Here is an 18,185-nt window from a genome sequence, read left to right as displayed (position 1 = left end):
CATTCATTAACCATAAGCCATACTATTGTTGGCACTGATTTTTGGAAAAATTATTACTATTTAATCATCCTTTTGTCAACCGTTTATAGTTTTTTTGTTTACCGTTGCAATTTTGATTTTTATTATTTTTAATTTGCTTTTACAAAAATTGAATTAGTTTTCTTAAAAGTAATTAACCCTTAAGCTATTAATTAGCAACAAATATTAACTATGATTAACTATAAATGCTAAGGAAAACGTGATAGAAATCAAAATGACTTTGGGTGGATAGGAGATGTCTTCTCCATATTAGCTTGAATTTCGAAAGAAGGCTCACGCCATAATCCTTGATTTGCGGTGGGATGAATTGCGAGCAACCAACACATTGGGCCCAGGGCATCCTTATGGTAAACTCTCCTGATCAGATAGTTAGGAATTGCTCTTGTTTGTACTTGAAGGCAAAATAGGGAGGTTAACAAAACAGTTTGCCATCATTGACTAGATGATCCCCACGGCTGGCTTTGTTCGCAACAAGTGTCTCGAAGACTGGATGGATAATCACGGTGTCAGAGAATATGACCGACGTGCATGCCACCCCTTTAAAGGGTTGGGTTCATGACCTGCTTAATCTGCTTTAATAACTGGGTCATTGACTGAGAATGCCAGTGTACAATCTGAGTAGCAATTTTCTTCAGCAGCAACTCCAACTGAGAATTGGAGTTACTACTGTTACTACTCTTGATTACTGGATCATGCTGCTTAGCGTCTAATCGATGATCCAAAACCAGAATTGGTGGTCGCTCTGGTAATTGAGCAAGAGTTATCAATCCTTGGGAATGTTCTAAAGGATTAGTGAGATCTGTTAATCGAATCAGCAGCAAGTCCACACTTTTTCCCTGAATTTGACGGTATACTTCTGCCCAAGAACAGGCGAGTAAGCTGGAATAACCAGCAGTTTGTAAGTATTGAATCAGTGCCTGTAGCCAAGATGTTGATGATTTTCCTCCCAGAGAAAATCCGTAGGATAAGTGAGACGATTCAACGTTCAACCTGTTAACCTGTAACGGATTACCCCTAAACTTTGTTCTCTGCTCCCCCGTGTCCATCACTAAAATGGTAGGCTTGCAACTGATTCCAGCGGCCACTTGAATGACTTGCAGTATGGCAGCCATCTTTTGTTGATTATTTGGTGCTAAACAGGGATAGACTGAAAGACCAGTTACTTGATTAGCGGCTTCTGTAGTTTGGTGATCCAGGGTTACTAGTGGTAAAGTACTCAAGGAAGGATATGATGAAAACTGATTCAAGTATATTAAAGGGTTGATCAGTCGAGCACCATTTAATACAATCACATCTGGATTCCAAACCCGACTCAATAACTCAGCTTGATCGAAATCATCGGCTTCGAGTACCCGATAATTCAGGTCTAAGTGTTCTAGACTCAATAGTGAAGTTAACTCATCAGTCAGTGCAGACGAGTCAGAGTTCTGGTAGGAATCTACATAATAGCCTTTTCGCCCATCACCAGGATTGAGATAGAGAATCGTTAGCACACTACTGGTATTACTCTCGTCTTTAGCCAGGCGAGAAAGGTTTTCTCGTAATGCTTCCTCTTGTACCGGCAAACTTAAGAAACCATCAGCTTTGTTGTGGGTTGCCTGCTGTTTTTCAGCCTGGGTGGCTGTGACCAAAACCGGGATGTGATTAGTTTGGGCATCCGACTTTAGCAGTGTTAGGACATCCCAACCAGAAAGTTTTGGTAGTAGGGGATTGAGTAAGATAGCATAGGGTTGTAAACGGCGGGCTTTTTCGATGGCTTCTGTACCAGAGCGGGCAACCACTACCCAATAGCCTAAACTCTTGAGCTGTTCCGTCAATCCTTCCAGGTAAAGAGGTACAGCTTCCACAATTAACACTAAACGGTTGGGCGTCGAAGATGGGGGGTGAGACGTTGCCGTAGGGGCAATCTCTGATAGTTGCTCATCCCAATTGTCCAATTGATCAGATGAAGCGTGGGGAGGACAGGGGGGGAAGAGTAGGGTAAACTGACTACCGACCCCTGCCTTGGAAATAAACGAGACATCTCCACCATGCAAGTGAGCTAGATGTTGTGTTAAGACTAATCCCAGACCAGTCCCCTCAAAGCTACGAGTCAAAGGCTTTTCCAGCTGTTGGAATTTCTGAAAGATCAAGTGCTGTTTATCGGCAGGAATACCAATGCCAGTGTCCCAGACCGTGAAAGCAATCCAACCTTGCCACCAATTGACCTTCAGACCAATTTCACCACTGCCATCGGTAAACTTAAGGGCATTAGAAAACAGATGGGCCAACATTTGCCGTAAACGCAACTCGTCAGCAATCAGCATCTCTAAACTTGCTTCAATCTCTAGGGTGAATTTTGTCGGATAATCTCGATTGTTGTCCTCCGAGTGTTTTGAGTCTATCTCAGAGCGAGCCTGGTCATAAGCGCGATCGCATACAGTCCGAATTGGCACCGGTTCGAGGGTAAGTTTCAGTTGACCAGTCTCCATACGGGTCAAATCGAGAATATCGTTGACCACGGTCATTAGCTTACGGCCACTCTGATAAATTAACTGCGCATAACGGGATTGACGTTGATTGAGTTCCCCTAGGGCTTGGTCTTTCAACAAAGTTGACAAACCCAAAATCGCAGTTATCGGTGTTTTCAGTTCATGGCTAATACAAGCTAAAAACTCATCTTTGAGTCGGTTGAGTTGCACTAAATCAGCATTTTTTGCTGCCAGTTCTTGGGCAAAAAGTCGTTGCTCTGTGGTATCTTGAGCCAAGACTAGGTATACTTGAGAGTTGGGTGACTCAGACCTAGAGATTGGAGATCTCGAATAGTCAAAAGCGACCTTAGGCTCACTGCCAGTTTCTAGTCCTCCCTCCCAAAGGGCAGCGACAGAAGGTGACAGAGGAATTTTAACAAACGAGAATACCTGCTCCTGGCTGTTTGAAAGAGTTAAGTCAGTTGGTGCAGCGGTTTCCCGGCACCGGGTATGGTTTGCCCCGGTTTTCTTCACTGGTTGTGAAAACAGTAGCACGCGCTCATGAATAGTTGTTGCTGCTTGATAGGGAGTATCAAGAGCACAGTATTGCCCAACAGCAGCTTGTTGAGAGGTTTTGTCTCCCTGGTCACAAACATTCCCCACAGATAATGGCCATTGTCCTGGAGAGGTCGGAGCAGATTTGTGATGGAAGGTTGGGGACTTCTGGGTATCAGGCTGACCCGAGTTGAAGTCTATCGAGTCCATTGACTGTTCCATCGATTGGTTCAAACCTTCCTTACTGACTGCCCTCGGTACATCATCATTAGATAACAGACGATTGTAAGAAGAACGGTAGGGTATCTTTTCCCTAGCTCCAGGGTTTTTCTGGGCAGAGGTACTATTCTTAGTTCCTGTGGTGCTAGCATGTGCCAGATTCCCTTCGGATGATTTCTCAATCTGCTCACGCCAGGTCAGATTCTCGGCTAAAACTTTTCCCGTCGAGGTTTGTATGCTTAGGGGTAATGGCAGTTGTTCTAACAGTTGGACTAATGGCTTAATGCCCTTGAACTGGGGAGTTTTAGTGACGGCTTCCTCCTGAGTTTTCAGTCCTGAGTTGATTCGAGATGATAATCCTAGGGAATTGACCCAAGAACTCTTGGCTGTTAATCGATAGTCTGGGTGGTGAGTCCTGAGGGGATTAGGGTTCAGTCCCTTGGGTTGAGTACGCTTTACTATCGATTCAGAACGTTGTTGGGTGAATGTGGATGCTAATGATTTTAACAGCAGCCAACTGTTAAGGAGTCCGATAAATTTCTGGTCCCCATCTACTAATGCCCACTGTTCCTGATCTCGGATGGGGAATTGGTTAAATTCTCTATCCCAGTTGCTGCCCAACTCCCCTAACCCCCCCTCCCTACTTCCATTGTCTTGTAGGTAGTACCAGAATTGGTTTAGACTCAGCTTACCTGGTAGGATGGTTATGGGTTCAATGATGTTTGGCTCTACCCAAGATAGTGGTTTGTGAAGAAAACCAGTTGTCATTGTTGTTCCTGAGCTACATACCTTAGCTAAGGAGAGCAGGTGAGGCATGATCTGCCTTAGCTTCACTACTCCCACAGGATATTGGTGTTCGCTGACTACCACAATCGAGTCATGCCTTGAACCATTAAAAATATCTAGCAGAGTAGCCAACTCAGAGGTCCTTTGACAAACAGGAACTAGCTGGGCAAATTTTTGGATACTGGGAGTAGGCATGGGCATAACCAATCTAGCTTCAACAGCGGTTGAGCGCTACAGTAGCAACACATCCTCCTAAAGTAGCAACAAAGGAATTAACTCAAGCCCAACAGGACTAGACGATCCCCTAATGCTTGAAGAGCAAGTACTTTTCAATATACTGCTCAACACTGGGGATATAGTGAGGCGCGAAATCAAAATTAATTTCAATTATCAGACTGTTTCAATTTAATTTAATTTATATTAAGCTCATTGTTAAAAAAAATGTTAAAATATTACTGGTTTAAGTACTCTTATATAGTAAGAGTAACCAGTTTGATATTCCGGACCTGTTGTGTTGCTTTCCCAACTAACCCTATGTACCCTAATCAGTTCTGATGCCCTAGCTCAATCCCTTTCTCAGGTTTTGGGTAGCGAGCACTATATTATACACTCTACTAGTTCAGAATCTGAATTTTTCGAGGTGGTTGAGCAACATAAACAGGATCTTGATTGTTTGGTATTGCAGGATACCGACACACTTCCGAAGGTAATTCACTACTTGTACCTGCAAGGAACCACCTTACCTGCAGTATTTTTGCGGTCGGACTCCCCAGAAATCCCCCCTAGGGTTGACAGCAATCAACAGCTGGCTTATAACCAGACGACCCATAAATTCACCACCAGATCCAGGGCTCATCTGTTCCATCCGGCAGAAGTGGAACTTACTATTCACCAATTACCTGAGATTGGCAATTTCATCCAACAGGCGATCACCGGGTTTTTGTCCCTGGCTCCCGCCTGTAACTTACCCAGGTCAGATGACCCGCTTTATCCTACCCTCGCAGTAGCTAATTACAGTTTCTTGAGTAAGCAGCAGCACCGGTTAGCTGAAAAGCTCAGGGAAAGACTCGGATACCTTGGTGTGTACTACAAGAGAAATCCTCGGCTTTTTTTCCGTAATCTATCTTTAAACGACAGAGATGAGCTGTTAGAACACTTGAAATCAGAGTATCGTCAAATTGTTCTACAGTACTTTGCACCCGGAGATACCCTAAACCAAGACATCGATCATTTTGTAGAAGAAGTGTTTTTTGCGGATATTTCTATATCTAAGATTGTAGAAATTCATATGGAACTGATGGATGAATTTTCCAAACAGTTGCAGCTGGAAGGGCGTAGAGAGGATATACTGCTGGATTATCGCCTGACGTTAATCGACGTGATTGCTCACTTAGGTGAAATGTATCGCCGCTCCATTCCCAGAGAACTGTAAGATCAGCATAATCGGATCAACATTGAGTAGTAAGCTTGATGGGAGGCTCTCCTAAAAAACCGTTTCCTTGAGTTCCTTGATCCCTTGTATTGACCTTTAACCCATCTTCTCCTAAACTTACGAGCCTATGAGTTCCTATAAAAAAACCTATGTTCTCAAGCTTTATGTAGCTGGGAACACCCCCAACTCCGTCAGGGCTTTGAGAACACTGAAAACTATTCTCGAACAGGAATTCCAAGGGGTTTACGCTCTCAAAGTAATTGATGTTCTTAAGAGCCCCCAACTAGCTGAGGAAGATAAAATTTTGGCAACACCAACCTTGGCAAAAGTTTTACCGCCTCCTGTGCGAAAAATCATTGGAGACCTCTCAGATCGAGAAAAAGTCTTGATCGGCTTAGATTTGCTTTATGAAGAACTCCGTGAAGGAGATTTGGATTTATAAATATCTTATACCATTTTAGATTAATAGTCAAGATTTAGCAAGTCAGCAACACCATTAAACTTTCTTTTTTTTTTGATTAAGAACATTTACTTACGACCAATATGAATCAATTGAATCAAAATGAACAATATCAAAACTCAGTAACAACGGTCGGTGTCCAGAAAATACGGACAATGATCGAAGGCTTCGATGAGATCTCTCATGGGGGTTTACCATCTGGTAGAACCACCCTGGTCAGTGGAACGTCTGGCACGGGAAAAACTCTATTAGCTGTTCAATTTCTCTACAACGGCATTAGCAATTTTGATGAAGCTGGTGTGTTTGTTACATTTGAAGAATCACCCACAGATATCAGCAAAAATGCATCGAGCTTTGGTTGGGAGCTAAACAAACTAGTTAATGAAGGCAAGCTATTTATTCTGGATGCTTCCCCGGATCCAGAAGGACAGGACATTGTCGGCAACTTCGACCTGTCTGCTCTGATCGAGCGTATTCAGTACGCCATTCATAAATACAAAGCCAAGCGAGTTTCCATTGACTCAATCACTGCCATATTTCAGCAGTACGATGCTGCTTCGGTGGTACGCCGAGAAATTTTTCGCCTAGTAGCACGCCTGAAAAGCATTGGCGTAACCACCATTATGACCACTGAGCGAGTTGAAGAGTATGGACCAGTAGCTAGATTCGGGGTGGAAGAGTTTGTCTCGGATAATGTGGTTATTGTCCGTAATGTCTTGGAAGGGGAACGCCGACGCCGCACTATAGAAATTCTCAAGCTGCGGGGTACCACCCATATGAAAGGAGAATACCCCTTTACGATTACCGATCAAGGGATCAACATCTTCCCCTTAGGAGCAATGCGACTGACTCAACGGTCTTCCATGGCAAGAGTCTCTTCCGGAATCAACACTCTTGATGTTATGTGTGGTGGTGGTTTCTTCAAGGATTCCATTATCCTGGCAACGGGTGCCACAGGTACTGGCAAAACCTTGTTAGTGAGCAAGTTTATCGAAAATGCTTGCATACAAGGTGATCGCGCCATTCTGTTTGCTTACGAAGAATCTCGGGCTCAGCTATCTCGTAATGCATCGTCTTGGGGCATTAATTTTGAGGAAATGGAACAAAAGGGTTTATTGAAAATCCTTTGTTCTTATCCAGAATCAGCGGGCTTAGAAGACCACTTACAACGGATTAAAACAGAAATTGCTGAATTTAAGCCCTCTCGCATTGCCATCGACTCTCTTTCTGCTTTAGCACGGGGAGTGAGCAACAATGCCTTTCGGCAGTTTGTGATTGGTGTGACGGGCTATGCGAAGCAAGAAGAAATAACTGGCTTTTTTACTAATACCACAGATAAATTTCTGGGCTCTGACTCCATTACCGATTCCCATATTTCAACAATTACTGACACAATTATAATGTTACAGTATGTGGAAATTCGTGGTGAAATGTCCCGTGCTATCAATGTGTTTAAGATGCGTGGCTCTTGGCATGATACAGGAATCAGAGAGTACACTATTAGTAAGGATGGACCAGAAATTAAGGATTCCTTCCGCAATTACGAACGAATCATCAGTGGTTCTCCCACTCGTATTCCCCTCGATGAAAAAAGCGAACTCTCTCGGATTTTTAAAGGCGTTCGTGATAAGTCGGTGGAATAATCTTGAGTCCGCTTAATCACTTCGTATTCAGGAAAATCGTTAATTGTTAATTGTTAATTGTTAATGGCTCCTTGACTATTGACAATTTTTAATTTTCAATAGTCAATTGATGAAAAACCTTTAATGATAAGTAGTCAACTGGATACGATATGACTCTATCTCCTTCTGCGGATGGCTTCAAGTCACTGTCAAACGATTTAGCAACACTGATTGACCAGCTACCTAATCTGGAAAATCGTAAATTGATCAAACGGTCTCTTGCAGTGCTAGTGCGACTAACTGGGGAAGAAATTGACCGTCTAGATTGGAAAATAATCACCGCTTCTCTAGAAGATATGGAGCGGGCATTTCAAGTTTTTTATCCCTATCGTCATGTCCGGAAAGTTACCATTTTCGGTTCATCGCGCCTTGCTCCAAATACTCCTGAATATCAGCTGGCAGCTGAATTTGCTCATCATTTAACCCAGCAGGGATTTATGGTAATGACTGGTGCTGGTCCTGGCATTATGGAGGCAGGAAACAAAGGTGCTGGCTCTAAGCATTCGTTTGGTCTGAATATTCAACTACCGTTTGAAAACGACGCAAATTCGTTTATTGCAGGGGATCCCAAGCTGATTGAGTTCAAGTATTTTTTCACTCGCAAGCTATTTTTTATCAAGGAAACTGATGCGCTTACCTTATTTCCTGGTGGCTTTGGTACTCAGGATGAAGCCTTTGAGTCTTTAACCCTTTGTCAAACAGGACGATTAGAACCAACTCCTTTAGTACTGATTGATAAACCTGGTGGCACCTACTGGAAAGATTGGGATGCTTATATTCAAAAGCACCTCATGCAACGGGGTTTGATCAGTCCAGAGGATTCCAGTCTCTATACCATCACAGATAACTTAGATGTGGCTTACGAAACAATTAATCGGTTTTACCGGGTTTATCACTCTAGCCGCTATGTCAGAGATCAATTCGTCATTCGCCTCAAATCTGAGTTGTCAGATCCTGAGGTTGAACAGCTAAATCAGGATTTTAGCGATATCTTGGTTCAGGGACGGATTGAGAAAAGTCAGGTTTTACCAGAAGAACTACCTGATGAAACTGCTGAACTTCCCCGTCTGGTTTTCTACTTCAATCGACGAGATGTTAGCCGTCTTTACCAGCTACTCGCTACTATTAATCACATGGGTGTTTCTCAAGAGAGTACAACTCATCCGGAACTGAAATAAGGCTTGGATGCTTGCATCCTTAAAATACACAGCAGGCTCGACCAATGACCAATAACGGTAAATGACCCACTCGAGTGCTGGTAATGGAATTAGACGGACTTGATCTTAAAATTCCAGAAGGGGTGCAAGCGCGATCGCATCTAAGTCAACAGACTGCAATAATTTCACCCAATCCTTGATTAGCAGGTCATTGTCAGAATTTTGCTGACGTAGCTTAGCTAGAGCATTAAGGGTATCATACCACAGCCCTGATCTGGCATAGATAATCGCTTTCTGTTCTAATGTCCCTTGGTCTAACTGATTTTTGAGGGATGGGTTGAGTGACATCCGTTTTACCCACCCTGTCACTACAGGAGACCCCAGTGGCTCACATTGAACCACAAAGTACCAACGATACTGTTTACCAACCTCAAGGGAGGCGACTGTTGATGGAAGTTCGATGCCTACTACACTTGGTGAGGATGATGAGGCAACAAATTTAGTCCAGTAGATTTCGTTATGGTTTTCATCTTGTAGCACAAACTCCAAAGGCAAGTCCGGTGTCAGGGCATAGGGAACATAAAACCAGAAGGTGGGATGAGAAACAACGGTTAAGCCGAAAACCGATTCTGTTCGCGTAGCGTGACCTACGGTCAATGAAATTTGACCCTCACTGGCAATGGTGGTAGTAGCAGGGACCAAGGCAGTCAAAGGTTCTTTGACTTGTGGACATCGCCCACGCCTTGCGGCTGCTTTTCGTTTACCGGGTACGCCTCGTTCCGGTACATCTGGTGGCATCCAAGCTAGACTGATGGGTAATGGCTGTGAAGTTCTTGAAGTCCTTAGCTCTTGCTCTCGGTGGTTGTGAGCCACTTCTGCTGTTGGGGAACGTTGAGCTGAATCCAACCGAGAATTGTTAGTATTAGCTGTTGAAATACGTGGCAAGGCAATACTGCTACTAAAGCTGACAATTGCTAATGTAATTCCTAAGATTGGCGGTGCTAACGGTAGTTTTATCTTGCTCATGATTCATAAAGAGTAATTTTGAAGGAATGTTTCCTTGTGATTGGTCAGGTGATTGGTCAGTTGTTACTTCCTATCCCTAGTTTTTTGGATCTCGTTGCTACTCTCATTATCACTCAATTGAATGAACTATCTAATTTTTTATACTGACTAGTTTTCTATATCTAGTTTGATATACAATCTGGTAATTGACGAATCCAGAATTCAAACATGGTTCATTTTCAGGACTTACGTAGCTACTCTACCTGGTGAATTTAGACTATTTCGTAGCAAAAAAATATTATTGTGTCAACTACCTTTTGATAGGGATGGATAGTTAACAGTTCTGGCAATTCATCACCAACTGCAATCTATAATTTAATTGGGGATAAATGAGTCAATACCATTAGGATCGTGATTAGTTTAGTACCAGACGTGAAAAATTACCAAAAATCTTTTTTTAATCAAAAACTGTTTATCATTGTCTTGTTGCTCAGTGTGGGAGTAACATTACTCAGTAGCTGCTCCCCTAACAAAATGGAGAAGTGCAAGCTGATTGAGGTTGAACCAAGGGAAGTTGAGCTAGATATCAAAGATACTGATATTGAAGGATGGGAATTAGAGGTACTTTGTGGTGACCAACTTTGGGACATCCCATGGTCAGAGATTAATCGCCACTTCAAGATTGACTTGAAGAAGTATTACTCGAAGAATCCACAAGCAGCTCAACGGCAGCTGCAACGACTGGAGCAACGACTAGTTTTCTATAAACAAGACAACAAGAGGGGAAATATCCTATACGGTTCTTTGGATGGTAATCCAGAGTTAGTTGGGGTGAAGGCGAAAAAAGATGATTAGCACAAATAATGCCTACTGACCCTTATGCTTGGCTAAAGCCATCCCTGGCCACGATTGAGAAAGCCAGTTGGTATCGTTCTGTACAAACTGTACAAAGTATGCCTGGTGCTGTGGTGCAACTGGATGGGCGAGAGGTGATTAACTTTGCTAGTAATGACTATCTCGGACTGGCGGGCTCACCTCCCTTAATTGCAGCCGCAGTTAGTGCTACTAAGGACTATGGTACTGGTAGCACTGGTTCGAGATTACTCACTGGACACCGGGAACTGCATAGACAATTGGAAAATGCGATCGCATCTCTCAAACAAACTGAAGATGCGATAGTCTATAGCTCTGGGTATTTAGCGAATATAGGCACGATTGCGGCGTTAGTAGGGAAACGGGATTTAATCCTAGGGGATCAGTACAACCACTCCAGCCTCAAAAATGGGGCAATTTTGAGCGGTGCCCAGGTAATCGATTATGAGCACTGCAATATGGCTTCTTTGCAGGGTCAACTGATTGAATACCGACAACAGTACCGCCGCTGCTTAATTGTTACTGATAGCGTCTTTAGCATGGATGGTGATTTATGCCCCTTGCCTGATCTATTAGGGTTGGCAAACCAATTTAATTGTATGCTTCTGGTGGATGAAGCCCATGCTACGGGAGTTTTGGGCGCTACAGGGGCTGGATGTGTGGAACATTTTGGCTGTACTGGAGAAACGATTATTCAAGTTGGCACCCTCAGTAAAGCTTTGGGGAGTTTGGGAGGGTATGTTGCGGGTTCAGCGGTTTTAATTGATTTCCTCCGAAATCGTTCTCCTAGCTGGATTTACACTACTGCCTTATCTCCAGCAGATACAGCAGCAGCATTGGCAGCAATCCAAATTGTCCAACAAGAACCAGAACGGTGCGCTCAACTGAGGAATAATGTAGAGACTCTCAAACAGTTAATTACTCAGCAGTTGCCTAATCTCAACTGTTTGCCTTCTGAGTCGCCTATCCTGTGCATTTCCATAAATAGTGCTACTGAGGCTCTTACTGTTGGCGAAACCTTGAAAGCAGCTGGTATCTTCGCCCCTGCTATTCGTCCTCCGACAGTGCCTACCAGTCGAATTCGGATCTCAGTTATGGCAACTCATACACTGGATCATTTCCAGCAGTTAGTTGCTGCTTTGCAGACTTGTCAGCTATAGCGCTTATTTATAATGGCGCTCATTGTTGGTCAGACCTAAAAATAGGTAATAAAACACGAGTTGGATCATCCCCTCCACAACTCACCATCAAAGTAATAATCTGAGCATCCATCAATCGACTTTCACTAGGGAAAGCCCCGGTGCCGGAATTCACTGGATAAGCGGGAAAACAAGCCCCACTTAAGCTCAAGCGCAATTGATTTCCTTGGGCAATACGCACACAAGTTGCCTGGAATCTAATCCGCAACGGATTAGTAGTATTGTCCCCAGGATTGACCCGTCTATATCCCTGAGTGACATGGGTTACCCTGCCATCAGGATGGACTTCCGACAACACTGCACAGATATCAAAACTGGGAGTATCAGCGGTGCAAAACACCTCAAACACCACATCCCCTACTATATGTAAATCTTCTGCTAAGGGTTCAGAGGTGTAGGTTAAAACATCTGTGCGACAATCTATGGCAGTGCGATCGCATGAACCGACTGGCATCCCTGCATGACCCCCCATGGCTGGAACTGGACGCCAAGGGTCATGAACTAATAGATCACAGGATACATCACAGGTATGCTGGCTTTGGGATACTCCCTCTGTCTCCGATGGCTGTTGCATTTCTTGAGACTCTTCTGGGACTAATTTTCCAGAATCTTCCCTGACACTGGCTAAACCGGAAGTTACCAGATAATAAGATTTCTGATTGCCATCAGGCCAACTATCAAAATAACGCCACCGATTAGTTCCCATCTCAAATAGACAAACAGGCGGTTGCTCAAGCACCTTGGTATCAATTCCCTTGAGGAACTGGTCAAACCAACGCACTTGCAAGGCATCAACGGGACTATTCGCCTGGAGACCATAATCCACTGCTCCCACTTTACGCCCCCAAGGCAGATGCGCCCAAGGTCCAATGATCAGATGCTGAGGCGAACTGCCATGAGATGCCATATCCTTATATAAATGAAGTGTCCCTCGCAAAAATGGGTCAAACCATCCGCCAATGTGTAACATGGGCATGTCTACATCCTGCATCATTCCCTTGGGAGATAGTTTTTCCCAGTATTCATCTGGGTGAGGATGGTCTAACCAGTCGTGATAAAAGGAGTCTGGTGCTAAGTCTTGGAGAATTTGAGGGCGAGCCGGAATTGGGTCATACAGGGGTAAATTCCGAGATGCTGCATACAGCAGTTGATAGGCTTGCTCGTCTGACCGCAATCGTGCCGTTTCTGTTGCTAATTGTATCGCCCAACCCAGATTAGCTTGTAAACAAAACGCTCCTCCCTCATAGGCCCAATCGCTGTATAAGTCATAGCCAATCATCGCTGGACAGATCGTTTTCAGAGCCGTGGGATAGCTTGCAGCAGCGTACAGTTGAGTCATCCCCTGATAGGAAAAGCCGTACATGCCGACATCCCCAGTGCTACCGGGTAAACTGGCTGCCCAGTTAACACTATCAAAGCCATCTTCGACTTCGTGGGCAAACAAATCAAACTTACCTTCTGAACTCCCCCTCCCCCTGACATCTTGAATCACCACAATGTAACCCTGGGCAGCATACCAAGTGGGATGACCATAGACTACCGTAGATGCGATCGCTCTTCCATAGGGTTGCCGCATCAGCAACACCGGAAACTCACCAGCACTATCGGGACGGTAGATATCCGCATCCAGCCGCACTCCATCCCGTGTTACCATTGATGCCGTTTCTTGATTAACCTTCAACCTTCCAACCTTCAACCTTCCAACCTTCAACCTTCCAACCTTCAACCTTCCAACCTTCAACCTTCCAACCTTCAACCTTCCAACCTTCAACCTTCCAACTTTCAACCTTCTAACCTTGGCCAAAAGGCCACGCTACGCGAACAACTTGTAACCTCTACTCATCCCAACATAGGGATAGCTACAAAATTCATCAACAAACTTACTAGAATCACCCCCACTATATTTAAAAATAATCCTACCTTAACCATGGTAGAAATTGGAAAATATTCCTGAGAGTAAACAATTGCATTGGGAGGAGTTGCGACTGGCAGCATAAAGGCGAAGGAAGCAGAAATTGCGGCGGGCCACATCAACAAAGCAGGTGAGACATTTATAATCGGTGCAGCAGTAGCTAAGATAGGCATGATCAGAGCTGTGGTTGCTGTATTCGAGGTCACTTCTGTTAAAAATGTCATAAATAGACAGATGCAAACCACCATCAAAACCGTTGAAATTCCCTGCAATCCGATTTGTAAATTATCCCCTAGGAATTGAGACAATCCTGACGCAGCAAACCCTTTAGAAATTGCAATTCCACCACCAAATAGCAGCAATATTCCCCAAGGAATTTTTACAGCGGTTTCCCAGTCTAGGAGGTTGATTTTATCCCCCGTCTCTGTTTTCACAGGAAGTATAAACATGATCACAGCAATTAGGGCAGCCACACTGGAATCATGAACAAAGTTAGCCACCCCCAGATAGCTTGCCCAACCAGTTAATGTAAAGGAACCGATGGTGATATCTGCCCTAAAAATCCACAACAATACTGTTAACCCAAATAAAATAGCAACGTATTTTTCTCCCTGAGACATTTTACCCAGTTTCTGGACTTCTTTGTCTGGACTATTAAAATAGTATGACGATAAACTGTTATTATCAAGCTTGACTGTAATTTTAGTTAAATATATCCAAGTTAAAAAGATAAATATCAAAACAGCTGGCACTCCCACCATCATCCATTGATAAAATGTAATGGCGGTATTGTCTGGAAAGTTTTCTTTTAATTGTGCCAGAAATATCAGGTTAGGTGGAGCCCCGATCGGAGTTCCAATCCCACCAATATTAGCGGCGTAGGCAATTCCCAGCATTAGCGAAGTTCCCAGAGTTTTACCTACATCAATATTGGGATTGGCAAGAGCCGTTTCTTCGATAATAGAAATAGCGATTGGCAGCATCATCAAGGTTATAGCTGTATTCGATATCCACATCGACAATACTGCTGTTGCTAGCATAAACCCCAAAATTAACCTGGTCGGTTGGGTACCAACAATGCTAATAATCTGGAAAGCAATCCGCTGATGTAGGTTATATTTTTCAACCGCTTTAGCAATAAAAAAAACTGCCATCAATAACAATACTACATCAGAAGCATAGGCGGAAGCAACCTCTTCAGCAGAAACAATTCCTAAAAAGGGAAATAAACCCAAGGGAATTATCGAGGTGGCGGCAATCGGGATAGTTTCAGCAATCCAAAAAACTGCCATGAGAAGCGTTGCTCCTAGCATTATCACAGCAGTTGGTGGTAAATTTTCAGGGAGTAATGCTGGAAAAAATGAAAGGAGCCAGCATAGGGTAAAAATACTAACTCCTAGGTAAAAGCTTTTTTTCATCAACAGGACTTACGCAGTAACTCTACTTCTAGTAGTAAGGTGCTTTATTAACGAACCCTACACTATCACCACGTTTGGAGTCCAGTTTTCCGTAAGTCCTGTTGTAAGCATATGCGCTACGCGCACGCTACGCGAACAGCTGTCAGCCGTGAGCTAAAAGCTCACGCTACGCGAACAGCTGTCAGCTATCATGCTAAAATAAACCTCTAAGGAGAGAATTTAAAGGTGCGCTTGACCCATTAAGAATTAAATTCGATATAGGTGCGCGCCTAATAGTTCGAAATTAATGATAATTGAAAGTCTGGGCAAAAGCCCATCTAATCATATTCTGATAGCTGATTGCTGATTGCTGATTGCTGATTGCTGATTGCTGTCAAGTGATTAACAGTCCCAGATATCTAGCTATTAAATTCTTCAACAAGCTACCAACACATCTTGACCCCCAAGCACTCTCATATCCTCTTGATCGAATTCAACGGGTGTACCACTGCGAACTAGTTCAGCAAAGTCCTCATTAGGCACCATCCAGCACAGGGTATACAAACGCTCAGTGCCAGTATTTCTAATTTCATGAATTCCTGTAGGCGGAACTAATAAAGTATCTCCAGTCCGCAGCTGAACGATTTTGCCATCGCAGCTGGCTAATCCTTGACCCTTGAGGATATAGAACATTTCTACTCCAATTTGATGATAATGGAGCGGAGTCTTTCCTCCTGGCTCAAAAATCTCTACACAAAATGTTATTGAAGCATTAGCACTGTCTGGATCGAAGACAATGGCTAAGCGATTTTTATCCTGGGGACTAATACGATAAGCTTGGTAGTCTTTGGGAGACCTAACTACGGGAATCATGCAACGATTATCCATGGTTGATTTATTACTGTTGAGGGTTGACTTTTGATAATTTAATTTATCACTTAATTAGTTAAGTGCTTTGAGAGTTGTCGGAGCATCTTTGACCAACTCAAAGCCAAGCATTGGTTAGAATTGTCAATGGTAACTTGTAGTGAGTAATGTTCGTCAATCATCTAGTAAGATAGTGGCACCATAGTCTTTGAATAGCTGTAGTTTACTTTATCTACCAATCCCTAGCTATTAAATTTAATATTATCTAAATTTTTTGGGGACGATTCACTTACATTCGGTAGAGTTTGTAAAGAAATATGAAATAGCCCTTGAATTCCCCCAGGGTAAACGCATCTTATTTGGTATAAATGGTAACAGAAAAAAAAATGATTAACTCAATTTTTTGTGAAATTCGAATAAATCCCATCCTAAAAGCAGTTTTTTTTGTTCAAAGTCAACAAATTTTCCGCTGACTTTAAACAAGAATCAAAGTCGGATTTCCGTACGAAACCAGAATGTAGAGTACTCTCAAATCGACCTTGGATAACACAGCCAATAATTGATAATAAGTGGCGCTCCTATTCGAATCAACCGGGGAATTCTAGATTTTTGATACTATTGTTTAATTTTTAACTGTTAATTTTGATACAAATTTAGATGCGTTTACCCTGTGAATTCCCCTAAACCTCACAGCCTATACTCCACATTTTTTTGGGGGCGATTGACTTAATCCGTAACAGTTTGTAAAGAAATATGAAATCGCCCTTGAATTTCCCTAAACCCCATAGCCTAGACTCCACCTCAACCAGCAATCTCTATTTGTTTCTAGGTAGGTAATAAATAGGAGTAGATATCTAATTGCTAGGGGGTTGACAAAATTACCTTTTACCTGATCGCTTTTCTGGTTTTCCATGGCCTCGAATCAGATCATCCAAGATTCGGTCTAATCTTTCCACAGCAGCATTAGTCGAAACCTGTTGCGCGCGCTACTTGTTCTTGTAGAGCCGTGAATCGTTCGATACTTGGAGTAAGCGATCGCTTTAATTCAATTACTAAACATCTGAAACAGTTTAGTTATCCTGTGATGACCATCCCGTGCATCTTGCTGAGATTTGACTTCCTGTTGGTGGAGTAGGGCATTCTCCAACACTTGTTCAATGCGATCGCATAAAATAAATTCCATTTGGTTACGCACATCGTCCGGCACGTCAACTAGGTCTTTCTGATTCTGTTGCGGTAATAGCACTCGTGTGATACCAGACCGGTGCGCTGCTAACACCTTTTCTCGCACTCCACCAATGGGCAGTACTTCACCACTGAGGTTTATTTCTCCCGTCATGGCAGTATCCGTGCGTACCGATTGATTCATCAACAGGGATGCGATCGCTGTTACCATAGTTACCCCTGCAGAGGGTCCATCTTTGGGAATTGCACCGGCAAGTGTCGAAAGCTCGTAAGAGAACAACCAGGAAGCCGAAGAAGTGATTCATTGGAAGCGATCACCATAATCTTTGATTTGGTGTAGGAGGATGTCACTAATACTCTACCTTATCGGTTTTATCTTGCCATTCTTGGAAAGCTCTTAAGGCTTCATCCCGCATCAATTGAATTATTGGAAGTTTGCGATCGCTTATGGGCAAGTCCAATTCCTCGTAAATGAATTGGTCATCAAATCCAATTTGAGCCGCATCAGCTTTAGTATTGGCATAGTAAACCTTGTCCAGCCTAGCCCAGTAGATCGCCCCAAGGCACATTGGGCATGGCTCACAGCTAGTATAGAGTTCGCAACCGGTCAGTTGAAAAGTTTGTAAGACCTTGCAGGCATCACGGATAGCTACAATTTCAGCATGTGCCGTAGGATCATTCGTGGAGGTGACTTGATTATGAGCTTTGGCAATAATCTCTCCATCCTTGACAACCACTGCTCCAAACGGACCTCCCTTTCCAGACCTAACGCTGATCACAGATAGAGCAATGGCCTCGTTCATAAACCGACTGTTGGGCTGTGTCATGAATTTCCATGGTTTAGCTACCCCGGCGAGAAGCCCCGCACCATAATCTTTGATTTGGTGTCGGGATGATAGCCGGGACAGGGTTTATGTAAATTAACAGTTATCATTCACCTGGTTTGTGTTAAGATATTTTGATGGCA

General features: G+C 43.4%; 13 protein-coding genes. 6 read left to right on the top strand and 7 right to left on the bottom strand.

Annotated elements, in window-relative coordinates; translation table 11 throughout:
• Positions 1 to 578 precede the first annotated feature (578 nt).
• On the bottom strand, positions 579 to 4,250 hold the full coding sequence (locus F6K46_RS15690; RefSeq protein WP_293117153.1) for a hybrid sensor histidine kinase/response regulator: 3,672 nt from the start codon (positions 4,248 to 4,250) through the stop codon (positions 579 to 581).
• Between the two features lie 310 nt (positions 4,251 to 4,560).
• Here F6K46_RS15690 and F6K46_RS15685 point away from each other — a divergent pair, with 310 nt between their 5' ends.
• The 4 genes from F6K46_RS15685 to F6K46_RS15670 all read left to right on the top strand — a co-directional run bounded on the left by F6K46_RS15685 (position 4,561) and on the right by F6K46_RS15670 (position 8,801).
• A complete protein-coding gene (locus tag F6K46_RS15685; protein ID WP_293058156.1) occupies positions 4,561 to 5,481 on the top strand; it encodes a circadian clock protein KaiA in 921 nt (306 codons plus the stop codon).
• Between the two features lie 127 nt (positions 5,482 to 5,608).
• Positions 5,609 to 5,923: a circadian clock protein KaiB gene (gene kaiB, locus F6K46_RS15680; protein WP_293058153.1), complete on the top strand. Its 315-nt coding sequence runs from the start codon at positions 5,609 to 5,611 to the stop codon at positions 5,921 to 5,923.
• A gap of 101 nt (positions 5,924 to 6,024) precedes the next feature.
• Complete coding sequence (kaiC, locus tag F6K46_RS15675; RefSeq protein WP_293058150.1) at positions 6,025 to 7,584, top strand: circadian clock protein KaiC; 1,560 nt, start codon at positions 6,025 to 6,027, stop codon at positions 7,582 to 7,584.
• Between the two features lie 149 nt (positions 7,585 to 7,733).
• Entirely contained in the window at positions 7,734 to 8,801 is a 1,068-nt protein-coding gene (locus F6K46_RS15670) for an LOG family protein (protein WP_075904972.1), read from the top strand.
• Positions 8,802 to 8,906: 105 nt separating this feature from the next.
• On the opposite strand, the gene F6K46_RS15665 is transcribed toward F6K46_RS15670, so the two are convergent.
• Complete coding sequence (locus F6K46_RS15665) at positions 8,907 to 9,806, bottom strand: DUF928 domain-containing protein (protein WP_293058143.1); 900 nt, start codon at positions 9,804 to 9,806, stop codon at positions 8,907 to 8,909.
• A 390-nt stretch (positions 9,807 to 10,196) separates the two neighbouring features.
• On the opposite strand from F6K46_RS15665, the gene F6K46_RS15660 reads away from it, so the two are divergent.
• On the top strand, positions 10,197 to 10,640 hold the full coding sequence (locus F6K46_RS15660; RefSeq protein ID WP_075904968.1) for a hypothetical protein: 444 nt from the start codon (positions 10,197 to 10,199) through the stop codon (positions 10,638 to 10,640).
• Positions 10,641 to 10,648: 8 nt separating this feature from the next.
• The gene (gene bioF, locus F6K46_RS15655) at positions 10,649 to 11,818 is read left to right on the top strand and encodes an 8-amino-7-oxononanoate synthase (RefSeq protein ID WP_075904966.1); all 1,170 of its coding nucleotides are present in this window, start codon (positions 10,649 to 10,651) and stop codon (positions 11,816 to 11,818) included.
• 19 nt (positions 11,819 to 11,837) lie between these two features.
• Here the strand turns inward: bioF and F6K46_RS15650 are convergent, their stop codons facing one another.
• From F6K46_RS15650 to F6K46_RS15630, 5 genes are all read right to left on the bottom strand, one after another.
• The gene (locus tag F6K46_RS15650; RefSeq protein ID WP_293058135.1) at positions 11,838 to 13,511 is read right to left on the bottom strand and encodes a CocE/NonD family hydrolase; all 1,674 of its coding nucleotides are present in this window, start codon (positions 13,509 to 13,511) and stop codon (positions 11,838 to 11,840) included.
• A 185-nt stretch (positions 13,512 to 13,696) separates the two neighbouring features.
• Positions 13,697 to 15,187: an SLC13 family permease gene (locus tag F6K46_RS15645; RefSeq protein WP_293058132.1), complete on the bottom strand. Its 1,491-nt coding sequence runs from the start codon at positions 15,185 to 15,187 to the stop codon at positions 13,697 to 13,699.
• Positions 15,188 to 15,601: 414 nt separating this feature from the next.
• Positions 15,602 to 16,054 carry a cupin domain-containing protein gene (locus F6K46_RS15640; protein WP_293058129.1) on the bottom strand — a complete coding sequence of 151 codons (453 nt, stop codon included), beginning with the start codon at positions 16,052 to 16,054 and terminating at the stop codon, positions 15,602 to 15,604.
• Positions 16,055 to 17,078: 1,024 nt separating this feature from the next.
• The gene (locus F6K46_RS15635) at positions 17,079 to 17,498 is read right to left on the bottom strand and encodes a S16 family serine protease (protein ID WP_293058126.1); all 420 of its coding nucleotides are present in this window, start codon (positions 17,496 to 17,498) and stop codon (positions 17,079 to 17,081) included.
• Between the two features lie 70 nt (positions 17,499 to 17,568).
• Positions 17,569 to 18,045, bottom strand: a complete 477-nt coding sequence (locus F6K46_RS15630; protein WP_293058123.1) for a nucleoside deaminase — start codon at positions 18,043 to 18,045, stop codon at positions 17,569 to 17,571.
• Positions 18,046 to 18,185: the final 140 nt, after the last annotated feature.

The sequence above is a fragment of the Moorena sp. SIO3E8 genome (genome assembly GCF_010692445.1).
GTDB lineage: Bacteria > Cyanobacteriota > Cyanobacteriia > Cyanobacteriales > Coleofasciculaceae > Moorena > Moorena bouillonii.
This window is presented reverse-complemented; position numbering and strand designations above follow the sequence as displayed.

Bases quoted from the DNA above. Each gene is read 5' to 3' on its own strand.
- F6K46_RS15630 (WP_293058123.1), bottom strand. From the start codon at position 18,045: ATGACACAGCCCAACAGTCGGTTTATGAACGAGGCCATTGCTCTATCT.
- bioF (WP_075904966.1), top strand. From the start codon at position 10,649: ATGCCTACTGACCCTTATGCTTGGCTAAAGCCATCCCTGGCCACGATT.
- kaiB (WP_293058153.1), top strand. From the start codon at position 5,609: ATGAGTTCCTATAAAAAAACCTATGTTCTCAAGCTTTATGTAGCTGGG.
- F6K46_RS15670 (WP_075904972.1), top strand. From the start codon at position 7,734: ATGACTCTATCTCCTTCTGCGGATGGCTTCAAGTCACTGTCAAACGAT.
- F6K46_RS15645 (WP_293058132.1), bottom strand. From the start codon at position 15,187: ATGAAAAAAAGCTTTTACCTAGGAGTTAGTATTTTTACCCTATGCTGG.
- F6K46_RS15650 (WP_293058135.1), bottom strand. From the start codon at position 13,511: ATGGTAACACGGGATGGAGTGCGGCTGGATGCGGATATCTACCGTCCC.
- F6K46_RS15665 (WP_293058143.1), bottom strand. From the start codon at position 9,806: ATGAGCAAGATAAAACTACCGTTAGCACCGCCAATCTTAGGAATTACA.
- F6K46_RS15640 (WP_293058129.1), bottom strand. From the start codon at position 16,054: ATGGATAATCGTTGCATGATTCCCGTAGTTAGGTCTCCCAAAGACTAC.
- F6K46_RS15690 (WP_293117153.1), bottom strand. From the start codon at position 4,250: ATGCCCATGCCTACTCCCAGTATCCAAAAATTTGCCCAGCTAGTTCCT.
- kaiC (WP_293058150.1), top strand. From the start codon at position 6,025: ATGAATCAATTGAATCAAAATGAACAATATCAAAACTCAGTAACAACG.